We start from the raw sequence: 13317 nt of genomic DNA on the forward strand, positions 1-13317 counted from the left end.
GGTCGAGCGTGGCCGCGGTTACGTCTCCGCCGTGCAGAACAAGCAGATCGGTCAGGAGATCGGGCGCATCCCGGTCGACTCGATCTACTCGCCGGTCCTGAAGGTCACGTACAAGGTCGAGGCGACGCGTGTCGAGCAGCGCACCGACTTCGACAAGCTGATCGTCGACGTGGAGACCAAGCAGTCGATGCGTCCGCGTGACGCCATGGCGTCGGCGGGTAAGACCCTGGTCGAGCTGTTCGGTCTCGCCCGCGAGCTGAACATCGACGCCGAGGGCATCGACATGGGCCCGTCCCCCACGGACGCAGCCCTCGCCGCTGACCTGGTTCTGCCGATCGAGGACCTGGAGCTCACCGTCCGGTCGTACAACTGTCTCAAGCGTGAGGGTGTCCACTCCGTGGGCGAGCTGGTCGCCCGCTCCGAGGCGGACCTGCTCGACATCCGCAACTTCGGTGCGAAGTCGATCGACGAGGTCAAGGCGAAGCTGGCCGGCATGGGCCTCGGCCTCAAGGACAGCCCGCCCGGATTCGACCCCACGGCCGTTGCCGACGCCCTCGGCGCCGACGACGACGCGGACGCGGGTTTCGTCGAGACCGAGCAGTACTAGCAGTACTGCGGTACCAGCAGCGGCACCAGTGGCGGCCGAGCAGCACTGAGCGCTGTGCTGCGCCGGTCGTGGAGCGCTTCGGGTACGGGGACAGGAGAACCTCTCCTGTCCCCGGCCCGCTCGCCCGCTCGCTCGCGCCATCCGGCGGGCGAGGTGTCGCCGGATGGTGCATGTTCCGAGGCGATCCGAGGCGACGCCCGGCGTCGTCACTGTGACGCACCGCCCTGTCGGCCTCGGCCTCGGCAACGCACCGCCCTGTCGGCCTCGGCACAGGGCTCACTTCGCGGGGGCCGACCGAAAGACTGTTCGCGGGCACCGTTTAGCATCTGCGTGATGAGCAGCCGTCCGCAGAACAGTCGCCGCGGCGCGTGGCGTGGCACGCGGACCGCGCTGCTCCGGCCTGCCCTCGGCGTGCTGCTCACCACCTTGATGATGTGCCTGGGTTCGGTGGCCCACGTCGGCACCGAGCGCGCCGCCGACGCCGTGCCCGTATCGGCGCCGGCCGCCGCGGAGGCCGGGACGGACCAGCGCGTGGGGCACCGTGCGGCGGCGGTGGTGGCGCGGTCGGACGACTGTCCTCCCCGTGACGAGTGCTGCGGTCAGGCCGATCCCGGGGTGCGCGCGGTGCTTCCCGCCTCCGTCGCGCCTCTGCCCGCGGTCCTGCCCCGGCTGCCGGCCAGCCGTTGCGGCTCGGACACCGGCGTCCGTGCCCTGGTGCTTCCGTCCTCCGGGGGCCCTCCCGATCTCCACGTCCTCCAGGTTCAGCGGTCCTGACAGGGATGCGCGCGCGATCCGCGCGTACCGGCATCCCTTTTCAGCCCTGCACCCACCGCCGTACGGCGGGGACGAGGACAGCACAGTCATGAGCAAGACCAGCAAGAGGACGGCCGCCGCGGCCCGACGGACCAAGATCGAGGAGGCTCGCCGCGCCGAGCGGGCGCGCGAACGCCGCAGCCGCATCCTCACCGTCACGATCAGTACGGTCATCCTCGCCGGGCTCGTCGGCTGGGGCGCCTACGCCATCAACGACGCCAACGAGAAGGAAGCCCGGCAGGCCGCCGCCGCGGAAAAGCCGGTGAGCGGTGAGAAGTCCTGGGACGCCGGGAAGCTCGGGCGCAACCACGTCGAGGCCGCCGTCACCTACCCGATGAATCCGCCGGTCGGCGGTGACCACCACCAGGCGTGGATGACCTGCGAAGGCACCGTCTACACGAAGGCCGTCCCGGACGAGAACGCCGTCCACTCGCTGGAGCACGGCGCGGTCTGGGTGACGTACAACGACAAGGCCGTCGCCGCCGACGTCGAGAAGCTCGCCGGGAAGGTCTCCAAGACTCCCTACACGCTGATGAGCCCGAACCCGGACCAGTCCGGGCCGATCATGCTCAGTGCCTGGGGCCACCAGCTCGGCGTGGACACCGCGGCCGACCCCCGGATCGATCAGTTCATCACCAAGTACGTCCAGGGCGCACAGACGCCTGAGCCCGGCGCCGCCTGTTCCGGCGGTCTGACCGTGTGACGGACGGTCACTGGCGGAGGAGCCGGGCCCGGCTCCTCCGCCAGTGACCGTGAAGCGGCCGGACACCGTTCAGCAGTGTCGCCGGCCGGTGCGGTGAAGGCCGTGGAGCGCCGGCCGGCGCGGTGGGCCGTACAGGCCGTCCAGGCCGCCGCGCAGCCGAGATCCGGCGCACGGGGAGGTCCACGGCAGCGCGGGCATCCCTGTGGGCTGTCGATCCGCTGAGGAGCGTCGCGACACCTCAGGCGCGGGATTTCCTGGGCCGACCCAGACTTCCGGCATACCCCCTAGGGGTATATAGTCGTTCTCGTCGGGAGGGGCGGACCGAGCTCCTCCGCAAGCGACCCACGCATCGACAGCCGAGGGAAGTAGCCATGACCGACCTGAAGAACTCCGGCGTCACCGACGTGCAGGCCTCCGGCTCCTGCTGCTCCGCCGACGGCTCCTGTCACTCCGGCGCCGCGTCCGACAGTCAGGGCGGCGCGGTCACCACCGTCTACCGGGTGTCCGGCATGACCTGCGGGCACTGCGAGGGCGCGGTCTCCCAGGAGATCTCCGCGCTGGACGGCGTCATCGCGGTCACGGCCGTCGCCAAGACCGGTGAGGTGACCGCCACCTCCACCGCCCCGCTCGACGAGGAGGCCGTCCGGGCCGCCGTCGAGGAGGCGGGTTACGAGCTCGTCGGCACCGCGTGAGCCCGTCCGGGGCCGGGCGGCCCCGGACCACGCGCATTCCTCCCCGCCGGGGCGCGCCGCTCCGCTGATACGGACGCCGTACGTCCCGGCCTTCCCCAGGAGAATCTCCATGACCAGCACGGCTCCCGAGAAGACACTTCCCGACAGGGCCCCCGCGCCCGTCTCCGAGGTCGAGCTCTCCATCGGCGGGATGACCTGCGCCTCCTGCGCGGCCCGCATCGAGAAGAGGCTCAACCGGATCGACGGCGTGACGGCGACCGTCAACTACGCCACCGAGAAGGCGAAGATCTCCTACCCGGACGGGATCGGGGTCGCCGACCTCATCACCACTGTCGAGAAGACCGGCTATACGGCCGCGGAGCCGCCCCCGCCCACTCCCCCGGGCGACGACGGCGGCGTACCGAGCGCCGTGCCCGCCGCGGATCAGGAGTTGCTCACCCTGCGGCAGCGCCTGCTGGTGTCGCTGGCGCTCTCGGTGCCCGTGGTGCTGATGGCGATGGTGCCGGCCCTCCAGTTCGACAACTGGCAGTGGCTGTCGCTGACGCTGGCCGCTCCGGTCGTGATCTGGGGTGCGTTCCCCTTCCACCGGGCCGCCTGGACGAACGCCCGGCACGGCGCGGCGACCATGGACACGCTGGTGTCGATCGGCACGCTCGCCGCCCTCGGCTGGTCGCTGTGGGCCCTGTTCCTCGGAGACGCCGGCATGCCGGGCATGCGGCACGGCTTCGAGTTCACCATCTCCCGTTCGGACGGCTCCTCCTCCATCTATCTGGAGGCCGCGGCCGGTGTGACCACGTTCATCCTCGCCGGGCGCTACCTGGAGGCGCGGTCCAAGCGCAAGGCGGGTGCGGCACTGCGGGCGTTGCTGGAGCTGGGCGCGAAGGAGGTCGCGGTACTGCGCGGCGGCGTGGAAGTACTCATTCCTGTCGCCCAGTTGGCGGTCGGTGACCGCTTCGTCGTACGCCCCGGCGAGAAGATCGCGACCGACGGGACCGTCGTCGAGGGTGCCTCCGCGGTCGACGCCGCCCTGCTGACCGGCGAGTCCGTACCGGTGGACGTGGGCGTCGGTGACGCGGTGACCGGGGCGACGGTCAACGCCGGTGGCCGGCTCGTCGTCGAGGCCACCCGGATCGGCGCCGACACTCAACTCGCCCGGATGGCGAGGCTCGTCGAGGACGCCCAGAACGGCAAGGCGGACGTGCAGCGCCTCGCCGACCGGATCTCCGGCGTCTTCGTCCCCGCCGTCCTGGTGATCACCGCCGCCACGCTCGGCGCCTGGCTCGGCCTCACGGGTGACACGACCGCCGCCTTCACCGCCGCCGTCGCCGTCCTGATCATCGCCTGCCCGTGCGCGCTCGGCCTCGCGACACCGACCGCCCTCATGGTCGGCACCGGCCGCGGCGCCCAGCTCGGCATCCTGATCAAGGGCCCCGAGGTCCTGGAGTCCACCCGCCGTGTCGACACGATCGTCCTGGACAAGACCGGCACCGTCACCACCGGCCGGATGCGGCTCCAGGACGTCTTCACCGCGCCGGGTGTGGACGAGGGCGAGCTGCTGCGCCTCGCGGGCGCGTTGGAACACGCCTCCGAGCACCCGATCGCCCAGGCCATCGCGGCGGGCGCCGAGACGGGCGTCCCCCCGTTCGAGCGAAGCCGGGAGCGGGGGAGGGCGGGCAGCCTGCCGGTACCCGAGAGCTTCGAGAACGTCGCCGGTCTCGGTGTCCAGGGCGTCGTCGAGGGCCACGCGGTGCTCGTCGGCCGCGAGCAGCTCCTCCAGGACTGGGTCATCGCACTGCCGCGTGAGCTGGCCGAGGCCAAGGCCGCCGCGGAGGCCGAGGGGCGTACGGCGGTCGCCGTGGCCTGGGACGGCGAGGCGCGCGGGGTCCTGACCGTCGCCGACGCGGTCAAGGAGACCAGTGCCGAGGCGGTGGCCGAGCTGCGCGCGCTCGGGCTGAAGCCGGTCCTGCTGACCGGCGACAACCGGCTCGTCGCCGAGTCGGTCGCGCGGGCCGTCGGCATCGACGAGGTCATCGCCGAGGTGCTGCCGCAGGACAAGGTCGACGTCGTCAAGCGGCTCCAGGCGGAGGGCCGTACGGTCGCCATGGTCGGCGACGGTGTCAACGACGCCGCCGCCCTCGCCACCGCCGACCTGGGTCTGGCCATGGGCACCGGGACGGACGCGGCGATCGAGGCGGGCGACCTGACCCTCGTACGCGGTGATCTGCGGGTGGCGGCGGACGCGATCCGGCTCTCCCGCAGGACCCTCGCCACCATCAAGGGCAACCTGTTCTGGGCGTTCGGCTACAACATCGCCGCCCTGCCGCTGGCCGCCTTCGGCATGCTCAACCCGATGATCGCCGGTGCCGCGATGGCCTTCTCCTCGGTCTTCGTCGTCACCAACAGCCTGCGCCTGCGCTCCTTCAAGTAGCCCGGCCCCATCGCTCAGCGCCGCCCGGTCGCCGTCCGAGAGGACGGCGGCCGGGCAGGGCCGGTACGAGCCCCTCCCGTGAACCCGCAAGCCCGTCCGCCGCACATCGAGCACCACAACGGCGCGATCACCATGGCCCAGGGCGAGCGGAAGAACGGTGAGTATGCCGGCGCCGTGAAGATGGCGGGCGCCATCGTCGAAGGACGGTCGGCCGAGGTCAAGCAGCTCCAGAGCATCCTCGGCCGGCTCTGAGTCGGCGGGCGCGGGCCGGACTACCGGGCCCGCGCCACCTGCACCGACGGCCTGATGCCCAGCGACGCCATGACCTCACGGCCTCACGGCCTCACGGCCTCACGAGGTGCCCTGGTCGTCGAGCGGGAAGTACTGCCTCGGCTTGACGCCCACCAGCCGGTGGAACGTCGTCGTGAAGGAGCTGGCCATGGCGTAGCCGCCGGTCACGCGGTAGTCACCCTCGTCGTCGGTAGTGGCCCCCGTCGTCGGCGTCCGTCCGCGAGTGGCCGCATACCGGCCTCCACACCTTGAGGCATACCCCTGGGGGGTATACAGTCGTGAGTGTGGGGCTCGGGGAGACGGGTCACACGGGAAGGGAATGGGGATGACGGTCATGGACCACACCGCACACCAGACGGAGACCGGGCACGACCACGCGACCCACGAGGATCACCACGGCCCGGCGGGTAAGGGGACGCCCACGGGGGCATCGTGGGGTACGGCGGTCAGGGCGACCCTGCACTGCCTCACCGGCTGCGCCATCGGCGAGATCCTCGGCATGGTCATCGGCACGGCCCTGATGTGGGGCAACGTGCCCACCATGATCCTGGCGATCACGCTGGCGTTCCTCTTCGGCTACTCGTTCACCCTGTTCGCGGTCATCCGGGCCGGCCTCGGCTTCAAGAGCGCGGTCGCGGTCGCGTTCGCCGCGGACACGGTGTCCATCGCCGTGATGGAGATCGTCGACAACGGCATCATCGCCCTGGTCCCCGGCGCGATGGACGCCCACCTGTCCGACGCGCTGTTCTGGTCGGCCCTGCTGGGCGGCTTCGTGGTCGCGTTCCTGGTCACGACGCCGGTCAACAAGTGGATGATCGGCCGCGGCAAGGGCCACGCCGTCGTCCACGCCCACCACTGACGATCAGGCGGAACCGTCCGCAGCGTGTGCGGGCGCCCCGAGTCGATCGGGGCACCCGCACACGTTCCGGTGCCCGCGCGGCCCCAGTGGCACGGGACGGGAAAGCGAGGCGCGCCGCCGAGGCAGGGGTTCAGCCCTCCCCGCCGAGAACTTCCATGCCGGGAACGCCCATTCGCAGGTTCCAGCGTCCGACGCGGCCGGTGAGCCGCACCGCGGACAGCGGCGGGACGTCCACACGCCAGAACGACGACAACGGCGCGTCCAGCGCACGCAGTACCGCGGCCCGCGCCACCGCCTGTTCCACCACGGCCAGCACCCGGCCCGAGTCCGGCGGCAGCACATCCAGCCAGGCGGCGACCCGGCCGCAGGCCTCCGCCACGGACTCGCCGCCGTGGGGTGCGGCCGCCGGATCCGTCATCCAGGCGCCCAGCCCGGCACCGTCCAAGGCCGCGACCTCGTCGAGTGTCCGGCCGCGCCAGTCGCCCAGGTCAAGGTCGCGCAGCGAGGGTTCGACGACGGGGTCGTCCCAGCCCAGGGCCTGTGCCGTCCGCCGGCAGCGCTCCGACGGCGCCGTACGGCAGGAGGCCCCCTCGGGCAGGGCTCCGGCGACGCTCGCCGCGACTGCTCGCGCTCGGCGCAAGGCCCGCTCGTCGAGGTGGACGTCGCCGAAGCGCACGTCGCCCTCCGCGGGGGCGGCGGCGCACAGCAGGGTGAGCCGGACGGTCATGACAGTCCCTTCGCCGGATGCGGCCGGTGGGCGGTTCATCGTAGGTGGCGTACGCCATGTTGGCCGATGCCCTCGGGACCCCTACCATCAGGGGCGACAAGGACGACGGCGCCACGGAAGCCGGTGCAAGCCCGGCACGGTCGCGCCACTGTGTGCCGTCCCCTCCCCGGAGGTGACGGTGAGTCAGACCCAACGCCGTCGTCGCGTGCTCCACACGATGCGGGACGCGATGTTCCCGAGGAGGTCTCGCCATGGCGCAGTCCACTGCCGCCCCCACCCCCACCACCCAGACCCTCACCCCGCTGCCGTTGCGGGCGATCGCCCCCTGGGCCGTTTTCGTCGGCATCCTGATGCTCGTCCTGCTGTACTTCGTCGGCGCCGAGCAGGGCGTCACGTCGCTGGTCTCCGGTGAGGGCGTGCACGAGTGGGTGCACGACGCCCGCCACCTCCTCGGCTTCCCCTGCCACTAGACGGGGCGGCCCTTCCATGAACTCCGTAACCGTACGCACCCTGTTGGTGCGTGGCATGCTCGCCGGCCTGGGTGCCGGCGTGCTCGCCTTCGTCTTCGCCTACTTCGTCGGAGAGGGCTCCGTGGACGCGGCCATCGCGTTCGAGGAGTCCGGCGCCCATGAGCACGGCGAGGAACTGGTCAGCAGGTCCGTCCAGTCGACGGCCGGCCTCGCCACGGGCGTGCTCGTGTTCGGTGTCGCCATCGGCGGCATCGCGGCGCTCGCGTTCTGCTTCGCGCTGGGCCGCATCGGCCGGTTCGGCGCGCGGGCGACCGCCGCGCTGACCGCGCTCGCCGGGTTCCTGCTCGTCTACCTGGTGCCGATCCTGAAGTACCCGGCGAACCCGCCGGCCGTCGGCGACCCGGACACCCTCGGCAAGCGCACCAGCCTGTTCGTGCTGATGATCGCCCTGAGCGTGCTGCTGGGCACGGCCGCAGTCCTGCTGGGCCGCAGGCTCGCCCCGGCCTGGGGCAACTGGAACGCCTCCATCACCGCCGGCGCCGCGTTCGTGGCGGTGGTCGGGGTCGCGATGGCGGTCCTGCCGCGGGGGGACGCCATTCCCCGGGGCTTCCCCGCCGCCGACCTGTGGGAGTTCCGCCTGGCCTCGATCGGTATCCAGGCCGTGCTGTGGTCCGCCTTCGGGCTCCTGTTCGGCTACCTGGCCGAACGAGTCCTCGAACCGAGAGCCGTACGCGGCCGGGTCGCCACGCTGGCGGCCTGAACGACGACCCGCGCGGCGGGGGCTGTCCGGGGGCGCGCCCGGCAGCCCCCGCCGCGCGTGTTGCCCGCCCGGTCCGGCAACCGCCCTCGGTGACACGGCCGGGCGCCCGCCCACCGGCCCCGCTGCTGCATCCGGGTGGATCCGGTGACGCGGTGGAACCGGGGGCGGGGACGGCGGAGTCCCTCCCGGCAGCCTCTGCACACCATGCAGGAGAGGAATCCGTCCATGGCCCACATCACCACGACGTACAGCCGGCCCTCCTGGGCGAGTGAGGACTACCCGCTCGCACCGCCGGACCCCGCCCAGCGTTTCGAGCTGACGCTCGACCCCCGCGACGTGCGCCGCCTGGAACTGCACGCGGCTCTCACCACCGCCGGCATCGCGCCGATGCCCGGCGACCGTGAGGCCATCGAGCAGCTCAGCGGACTCCCGCAGGGCGTCCAGTCGGCGCTGCACCGCTGGCTCACGCACGCCCTGACCTGAGCCCCGCGCCCCGCGGTCCGGCGGCCCCCCTCGATGCGAGGGGGGCCGCCGGTGTCAGTTGGCCAGGTGTGCGACGGCGGCCGTACCAGCGGTCGGTACCGGCTGGTGGGGCAGGAGCGGTTTGCGGATCAGGAGCAGCGCCGCGTCGTCGTGCAGGCGGCCGCCCACATGGGCCAGCAGGTCGGCGTGGAGCGCGGTGAGCGTGCTCGCCGGCTCGTCGGTCAGGGTGCGCGCCAGCCCGTCGTGGAGGGGGTAGAACTCGCGGTTGCGGTCGCGGGCCTCGGTGACGCCGTCGGTGTAGAGCAGCAGTTGGTCGCCGTCGGTGAACGGCAGCACATGGAGGTCGGGGGTCTGGTCGGTGAGGGCGCGAAGTCCGAGCGGCGGGGCCGGATGCGGGGGATCCACCGGGACGACGTCTCCGCTCGCGCCGACCAGCAGCGGGGGCGCGTGTCCGCAGTTCACCACCTCCAGGTGTCCGGGGCGCGGGTATCCGGCGACCACGGCGGTGACGAAGTCGTCGTGGCCGAGGTTGCGCGCCAGACTGCGTTCGATCCGGCCGACGACGGCCAGGAGGTCGGGTTCGTCGTGGGCCGCCTCCCGGAAGACGCCGAGCACCAGCGCGGCGGTGCCCACGGCGGGCAGCCCCTTGCCGCGCACATCGCCGACGATCAGCCGGACGCCGTACGGGGTGGACACCAGGGCGTAGAGATCGCCGCCGATGCGGGCCTCGGCCGCGGCGGCGCTGTAGCGGACGGCCACCTGGAACGGGCCGACCGTCGGCGGCACCGGCACCAGCAGCGCGTGCTGGGCGGTCTCCGCGACGGAACGCACGGCGGCGAGGACCCGTTCCCGGCGTCCGCGCAGCACGCTGGCCAGGCCGCTCGCCAGCGTGACGGCCACCAGGACGGACAGCGCGGCGGCCAGCTCACGGCCCGGAACACCGTGCCGCATGCCGTGGACGACGCCCAATGCCGCGGCGAGCAGTCCGACGCACAGGACCCCACGCGGACCGTTGGTGGTGGCGGCCAGCGCCGGTCCGGCCGCGAGCAGCGGCAGCCAGATCGCCCCGGCCCCGCCGGCCAGGTCCACGGCCAGCACGACGACGGTCACGAGCAGGACGGGCAGTACGGCCGTCCCGGCGGCCGACCGCGCGGCGGCCCGCCTGACCGCGCAAGCCCAGGGAGAATCCATCCGGTTCCTGAAGCGCCGCACGCTCCGGCGGCCGTCACGACGGTCTCGGGCCTCACTCATGGTGTGTCCGCAGTCCTCATCTGTGCACGGGGGATCGCCCCTGAAACGCCTGTTTCATCCAGGAATACGGGTTCGATCGAAGTGCCACAAGGAGCGGCTTTTCAGATAGTGAGCGACAGGCCCCTGGTCACGCGGTCCGCGGTCGGGATGAGCCGCTCCCGGATCTCCCGCAGCCGGGGCATCCGGTCCACCGGCAGCGACACCCCGATGGAGCCGAGCGTGTCGCCGCTGTAGACCGGCACGGCGACGCAGACCGTGCCGAGGGCGTACTCCTCCATGTCGGTGACGGCCGGCGCCATCGGCGCGGAGTCGAGGCGTCGCAGCAGCTCGGGAGAACTGGTGATCGTGCGCGGGGTGAGGTCGGAGAGGTGGTGGCGGGAGAGGTACTCCCGGCGTGCCGCGTCGTCCAGCTCGCGCAGGACGGACTTGCCGAGCGCGGTGGCGTGGCCGGCGTCCTCGAATCCCACCCAGAGGTCGACGCGCGGTGTGCGGGGGCCGTCGACGATCTGGGCGACCCGGATCTCGCCCTCCTCGTAGAAGGTGAGGTAGGCGGCGGTCGCCAGTTCGTCCCGCAGCGCGGCGAGCGTGGGACGGACCCGGCTGAGCAGGGCCTGACCGCGGCCCGTCGAGCGCAGAGTCTGGATCTTGTCCCCCATCACGAAGCCGCCGTCCTCCAGCTTGCGGACGTATCCGTCGTGGACGAGGGTCCGCAGCAGGTGGTAGGCGGTGGCCAGGGGCAGGCCCGTCTCTCGGGCCAGCTGCTTCGCCGGGGCACCGTTGTCGTGCGCGCCGACCGCCTCCAGCAGGCGGAAGGCCCGCTGTACGGACGTGATCAGCGTGGGGGCGCCCTGCGTACCCATGCGTACAGCCTGCGTCAGGCGCCCCGAACGGGCAAGACGGGTGAGGGGCGTGCCCGTTTGGGGGCACCCGGTCCGCATGAACGACACCGACGCCACCAACGCTGAGCGCGATCCGTACGGCACGGGCGCGGGACGGGCCTCCGCGTCCCCGGAGCGCCGCACCGTGGAGCGGCTGGTCCCGGCCTGGCTCGCGGAGACCGAGCGGCACGATCCGGCCGCGGCCCACGAGGCCCGCACCGGGTGGGAACGGGGTTCCCTGTCGGGCCGTGCCGCCCAGGATCTCGCCACCTGGGTCACCGCCAGGGTCACCGACACCGGCTTCAACGAGGACGAGGGGCCGCGCGTCGACGGGGCGGTCCGGATCACCCCGGCCGACAAGGTCGCCGTGCACCGCTGGCTGGCGGCGCACGGACACAGCATCTGAGGCCGGTCTCTCAGGGGCGCCCGGTGTCGGTGACCTCCGGCCGGGTACTCGGAGATCTCGCCGTCAGAGTTTTTCGGACCGGCCCGGCGGGCGTGCCGGGCGACGGACGTCCAGGAAAGGGGGCAGCAACATGACGCAGCACGCGGACGACGACGCTCTCGAGCAGGCCGCGGGCGTCGCGGAACTGCGGCTGGCGACGGGGGACCCGGATCTCGGACCGCCGGACGACGTGCCCGCGGAAGATCTGCCGCTGGACCGCAACCAGGCGATCCTCCAGGCCACCAAGCAGGTGGGTTCGATCCTGAAGCGCAAGGGGCATCTGTTCGCCCTCGCGGGCAGCGTCGCCGTCTACGCCCACGGCGGTACCCAGAACCTGCAGCACGACGTCGACTTCGCCATCCGTCCCGAGGACGCGGAGTCCGTCGCCGAGACGCTGCGGGAGGCGGGGCTCGTGGTGTACGAGCCGCCGGAGGACTGGCTGCTGAAGGCGGCCTGCCTCGGCCAGCAGGTCGACCTCATCTTCGAGCTGGCCCATCAGCCGGTCACCGCGGAACTGCTGGAGCGGGCGGAGAGGCTCTCCGTCGACTCGGTCTTCATGCCGGTCCTGTCGCCGACCGATCTGGTGCACAGCCTGATCGCCGCGTTCTCCGAGCACCACTGCGACTTCGGGGCGGTCCTGCCGATCGCCCGCACGCTGCGCGAGAAGGTCGACTGGGACCGTGTGCGCCGCGCCTGCGGCGACGAGCCGATGCCGGACGCGTTCTTCTACTTCCTGGAACGGCTGGACGTCATCGCGCCGAGGCCGAAGGAGGACCGGTGATGAGTCCCTTCGCTCAGCCCGCGAGCGGCGGCGGCACAGACCGGCCCACGGGGGACGCCGGGCATGCCGGGGACGCCGGGGACGCCGGGAACATCGAGTACCGCGTCGCCCATCTGCACGACCGGCTCGCGGCCGAGGAACTGGCCGAGCTGGGTGTGCGCGCCGAGGTGCGGGCCGGGTCGGTCGTGGTGACCGGCACGGTGCCGTCGGCGGAGTGCCGGGAGACGCTGCTGTGGACCGTCCACGAGGAGCTGGCCGGGCTCGCCGTGCACACCGACGTCCAGGTGGCGGAGACCGCCTCCCCCGACCACGCGGAGGACCTGCCATGATCCGTGTCGCCGCCGTCGGGGACATCCACATGGGCCCCGACAGCCAGGGCCTGCTGCGGCCCGCCTTCGAGACCCTCGACGAGTGCGCCGACCTGCTGCTGCTCGCGGGTGACCTGACCCGGCACGGCACGCCGGAGGAGGCACGGGTGGTGGCCCGGGAGGTGCGCGGGCTGCCGGTGCCGGTGGTCGCGGTCCTCGGCAACCACGACCATCACGACGAGCAGCCCGAGAAGGTCACCGACATCCTCCAGGAGGCCGGCGTCACGGTCCTGGAGGGCGAGGGGACCGTCGTGGAGTGCGCGGGGACGCGCGTCGGCATCGCGGGCACCAAGGGCTTCTGCGGCGGGTTCGTCGGCCGCAGCGCAGGGGAGTTCGGGGAACCGCTGATGAAGGAGTTCGTCCGCTACACCCGGCGCAGCGCGGACGCGCTGCACGGCGCGCTGGAGGATCTCGGCCGCGGCGGCTGCGACCTGCGGATCGCGCTCACGCACTTCTCCCCCGTCGCCGACACCCTCGCCGGTGAGCCGCCGGAGATCTATCCGTTCCTCGGCAGCTATCTGCTGGCCGAGGCGATCGACACGGCGGGCGCCGACCTGTCCGTCCACGGGCACGCCCACATGGGCACCGAGCACGGGATGACGGCCGGCGGGGTCCGGGTGCGCAACGTGGCCCAGCCGGTGATCCGCAGGGCCTTCAACGTGTACCAGTTGCACGCGGCCTGACCTGGGGCTCGCCCCAGGGTCCCGGTCCTCGCCGCTCATCCGGCCCAAACCCGTGACGGCCTCGTTTCGGATGCGCCG

The 13317-nt window shown here is 72.4% G+C and carries 17 protein-coding genes and 1 riboswitch; of the genes, 14 read left to right on the plus strand and 3 right to left on the minus strand.

Annotated features, from left to right (window positions below):
* From P1P75_RS03970 to P1P75_RS04000, 7 genes are all read left to right on the plus strand, one after another.
* Positions 1-607 (plus strand): DNA-directed RNA polymerase subunit alpha C-terminal domain-containing protein (locus tag P1P75_RS03970; protein ID WP_319251865.1); only part of this gene is annotated, 607 nt, incomplete at its 5' end.
* A gap of 333 nt (positions 608-940) precedes the next feature.
* A complete protein-coding gene (locus P1P75_RS03975; protein ID WP_319251867.1) occupies positions 941-1381 on the plus strand; it encodes a hypothetical protein in 441 nt (146 codons plus the stop codon).
* Positions 1382-1469: 88 nt separating this feature from the next.
* On the plus strand, positions 1470-2123 hold the full coding sequence (locus P1P75_RS03980) for a DUF3105 domain-containing protein (RefSeq protein WP_319251869.1): 654 nt from the start codon (positions 1470-1472) through the stop codon (positions 2121-2123).
* 371 nt (positions 2124-2494) lie between these two features.
* Positions 2495-2815 carry a heavy-metal-associated domain-containing protein gene (locus P1P75_RS03985; protein WP_319251871.1) on the plus strand — a complete coding sequence of 107 codons (321 nt, stop codon included), beginning with the start codon at positions 2495-2497 and terminating at the stop codon, positions 2813-2815.
* Between the two features lie 109 nt (positions 2816-2924).
* On the plus strand, positions 2925-5243 hold the full coding sequence (locus tag P1P75_RS03990; protein WP_319251873.1) for a heavy metal translocating P-type ATPase: 2319 nt from the start codon (positions 2925-2927) through the stop codon (positions 5241-5243).
* Between the two features lie 78 nt (positions 5244-5321).
* Positions 5322-5495: a DUF305 domain-containing protein gene (locus tag P1P75_RS03995; RefSeq protein ID WP_319251875.1), complete on the plus strand. Its 174-nt coding sequence runs from the start codon at positions 5322-5324 to the stop codon at positions 5493-5495.
* 373 nt (positions 5496-5868) lie between these two features.
* Positions 5869-6393, plus strand: a complete 525-nt coding sequence (locus P1P75_RS04000; protein ID WP_319251877.1) for a DUF4396 domain-containing protein — start codon at positions 5869-5871, stop codon at positions 6391-6393.
* 130 nt (positions 6394-6523) lie between these two features.
* On the opposite strand, the gene P1P75_RS04005 is transcribed toward P1P75_RS04000, so the two are convergent.
* Positions 6524-7120, minus strand: coding sequence for a histidine phosphatase family protein (locus P1P75_RS04005; RefSeq protein ID WP_319251879.1), 597 nt, complete (start codon positions 7118-7120; stop codon positions 6524-6526).
* Between the two features lie 115 nt (positions 7121-7235).
* Positions 7236-7309: riboswitch (cobalamin riboswitch) on the plus strand.
* Positions 7310-7371: 62 nt separating this feature from the next.
* Here P1P75_RS04005 and P1P75_RS04010 point away from each other — a divergent pair.
* From P1P75_RS04010 to P1P75_RS04020, 3 genes are all read left to right on the plus strand, one after another.
* Complete coding sequence (locus P1P75_RS04010) at positions 7372-7590, plus strand: CbtB domain-containing protein (RefSeq protein WP_319251881.1); 219 nt, start codon at positions 7372-7374, stop codon at positions 7588-7590.
* Positions 7591-7606: 16 nt separating this feature from the next.
* Complete coding sequence (locus P1P75_RS04015) at positions 7607-8350, plus strand: CbtA family protein (RefSeq protein ID WP_319251883.1); 744 nt, start codon at positions 7607-7609, stop codon at positions 8348-8350.
* Positions 8351-8575: 225 nt separating this feature from the next.
* A complete protein-coding gene (locus P1P75_RS04020) occupies positions 8576-8833 on the plus strand; it encodes a hypothetical protein (RefSeq protein ID WP_266453698.1) in 258 nt (85 codons plus the stop codon).
* Between the two features lie 54 nt (positions 8834-8887).
* On the opposite strand, the gene P1P75_RS04025 is transcribed toward P1P75_RS04020, so the two are convergent.
* Both P1P75_RS04025 and P1P75_RS04030 read right to left on the minus strand, forming a co-directional pair.
* The gene (locus tag P1P75_RS04025) at positions 8888-10024 is read right to left on the minus strand and encodes a PP2C family protein-serine/threonine phosphatase (protein ID WP_319251885.1); all 1137 of its coding nucleotides are present in this window, start codon (positions 10022-10024) and stop codon (positions 8888-8890) included.
* A 161-nt stretch (positions 10025-10185) separates the two neighbouring features.
* Positions 10186-10944, minus strand: a complete 759-nt coding sequence (locus P1P75_RS04030) for an IclR family transcriptional regulator (RefSeq protein ID WP_319251886.1) — start codon at positions 10942-10944, stop codon at positions 10186-10188.
* Positions 10945-11020: 76 nt separating this feature from the next.
* Here P1P75_RS04030 and P1P75_RS04035 point away from each other — a divergent pair, with 76 nt between their 5' ends.
* The 4 genes from P1P75_RS04035 to P1P75_RS04050 all read left to right on the plus strand — a co-directional run bounded on the left by P1P75_RS04035 (position 11021) and on the right by P1P75_RS04050 (position 13239).
* Positions 11021-11368 (plus strand): hypothetical protein, encoded by a 348-nt coding sequence (locus P1P75_RS04035; RefSeq protein ID WP_319251888.1) that lies wholly within the window; start codon positions 11021-11023, stop codon positions 11366-11368.
* A 130-nt stretch (positions 11369-11498) separates the two neighbouring features.
* Positions 11499-12188: a nucleotidyltransferase family protein gene (locus tag P1P75_RS04040; RefSeq protein ID WP_319251891.1), complete on the plus strand. Its 690-nt coding sequence runs from the start codon at positions 11499-11501 to the stop codon at positions 12186-12188.
* Entirely contained in the window at positions 12188-12517 is a 330-nt protein-coding gene (locus P1P75_RS04045; protein WP_319251892.1) for a hypothetical protein, read from the plus strand. The genes P1P75_RS04040 and P1P75_RS04045 overlap by 1 nt, the downstream gene beginning before the upstream one ends.
* Positions 12514-13239: a metallophosphoesterase gene (locus P1P75_RS04050; RefSeq protein WP_319251894.1), complete on the plus strand. Its 726-nt coding sequence runs from the start codon at positions 12514-12516 to the stop codon at positions 13237-13239. Before P1P75_RS04045 ends, P1P75_RS04050 begins: the two co-directional genes overlap by 4 nt.
* Positions 13240-13317: the final 78 nt, after the last annotated feature.

The sequence above is a fragment of the Streptomyces sp. ID05-39B genome, assembly GCF_033794725.1.
GTDB classification, from domain to species: Bacteria; Actinomycetota; Actinomycetes; order Streptomycetales; family Streptomycetaceae; genus Streptomyces; species Streptomyces bobili.

Coding starts and splice junctions, on each gene's coding strand:
- P1P75_RS03975 (WP_319251867.1), top strand. CDS start 941: ATGAGCAGCCGTCCGCAGAACAGTCGCCGCGGCGCGTGGCGTGGCACG.
- P1P75_RS03980 (WP_319251869.1), top strand. CDS start 1,470: ATGAGCAAGACCAGCAAGAGGACGGCCGCCGCGGCCCGACGGACCAAG.
- P1P75_RS03985 (WP_319251871.1), top strand. CDS start 2,495: ATGACCGACCTGAAGAACTCCGGCGTCACCGACGTGCAGGCCTCCGGC.
- P1P75_RS03990 (WP_319251873.1), top strand. CDS start 2,925: ATGACCAGCACGGCTCCCGAGAAGACACTTCCCGACAGGGCCCCCGCG.
- P1P75_RS04000 (WP_319251877.1), top strand. CDS start 5,869: ATGGACCACACCGCACACCAGACGGAGACCGGGCACGACCACGCGACC.
- P1P75_RS04005 (WP_319251879.1), bottom strand. CDS start 7,120: ATGACCGTCCGGCTCACCCTGCTGTGCGCCGCCGCCCCCGCGGAGGGC.
- P1P75_RS04010 (WP_319251881.1), top strand. CDS start 7,372: ATGGCGCAGTCCACTGCCGCCCCCACCCCCACCACCCAGACCCTCACC.
- P1P75_RS04015 (WP_319251883.1), top strand. CDS start 7,607: ATGAACTCCGTAACCGTACGCACCCTGTTGGTGCGTGGCATGCTCGCC.
- P1P75_RS04020 (WP_266453698.1), top strand. CDS start 8,576: ATGGCCCACATCACCACGACGTACAGCCGGCCCTCCTGGGCGAGTGAG.
- P1P75_RS04025 (WP_319251885.1), bottom strand. CDS start 10,024: ATGGATTCTCCCTGGGCTTGCGCGGTCAGGCGGGCCGCCGCGCGGTCG.
- P1P75_RS04030 (WP_319251886.1), bottom strand. CDS start 10,944: ATGGGTACGCAGGGCGCCCCCACGCTGATCACGTCCGTACAGCGGGCC.
- P1P75_RS04035 (WP_319251888.1), top strand. CDS start 11,021: ATGAACGACACCGACGCCACCAACGCTGAGCGCGATCCGTACGGCACG.
- P1P75_RS04040 (WP_319251891.1), top strand. CDS start 11,499: ATGACGCAGCACGCGGACGACGACGCTCTCGAGCAGGCCGCGGGCGTC.
- P1P75_RS04045 (WP_319251892.1), top strand. CDS start 12,188: ATGAGTCCCTTCGCTCAGCCCGCGAGCGGCGGCGGCACAGACCGGCCC.
- P1P75_RS04050 (WP_319251894.1), top strand. CDS start 12,514: ATGATCCGTGTCGCCGCCGTCGGGGACATCCACATGGGCCCCGACAGC.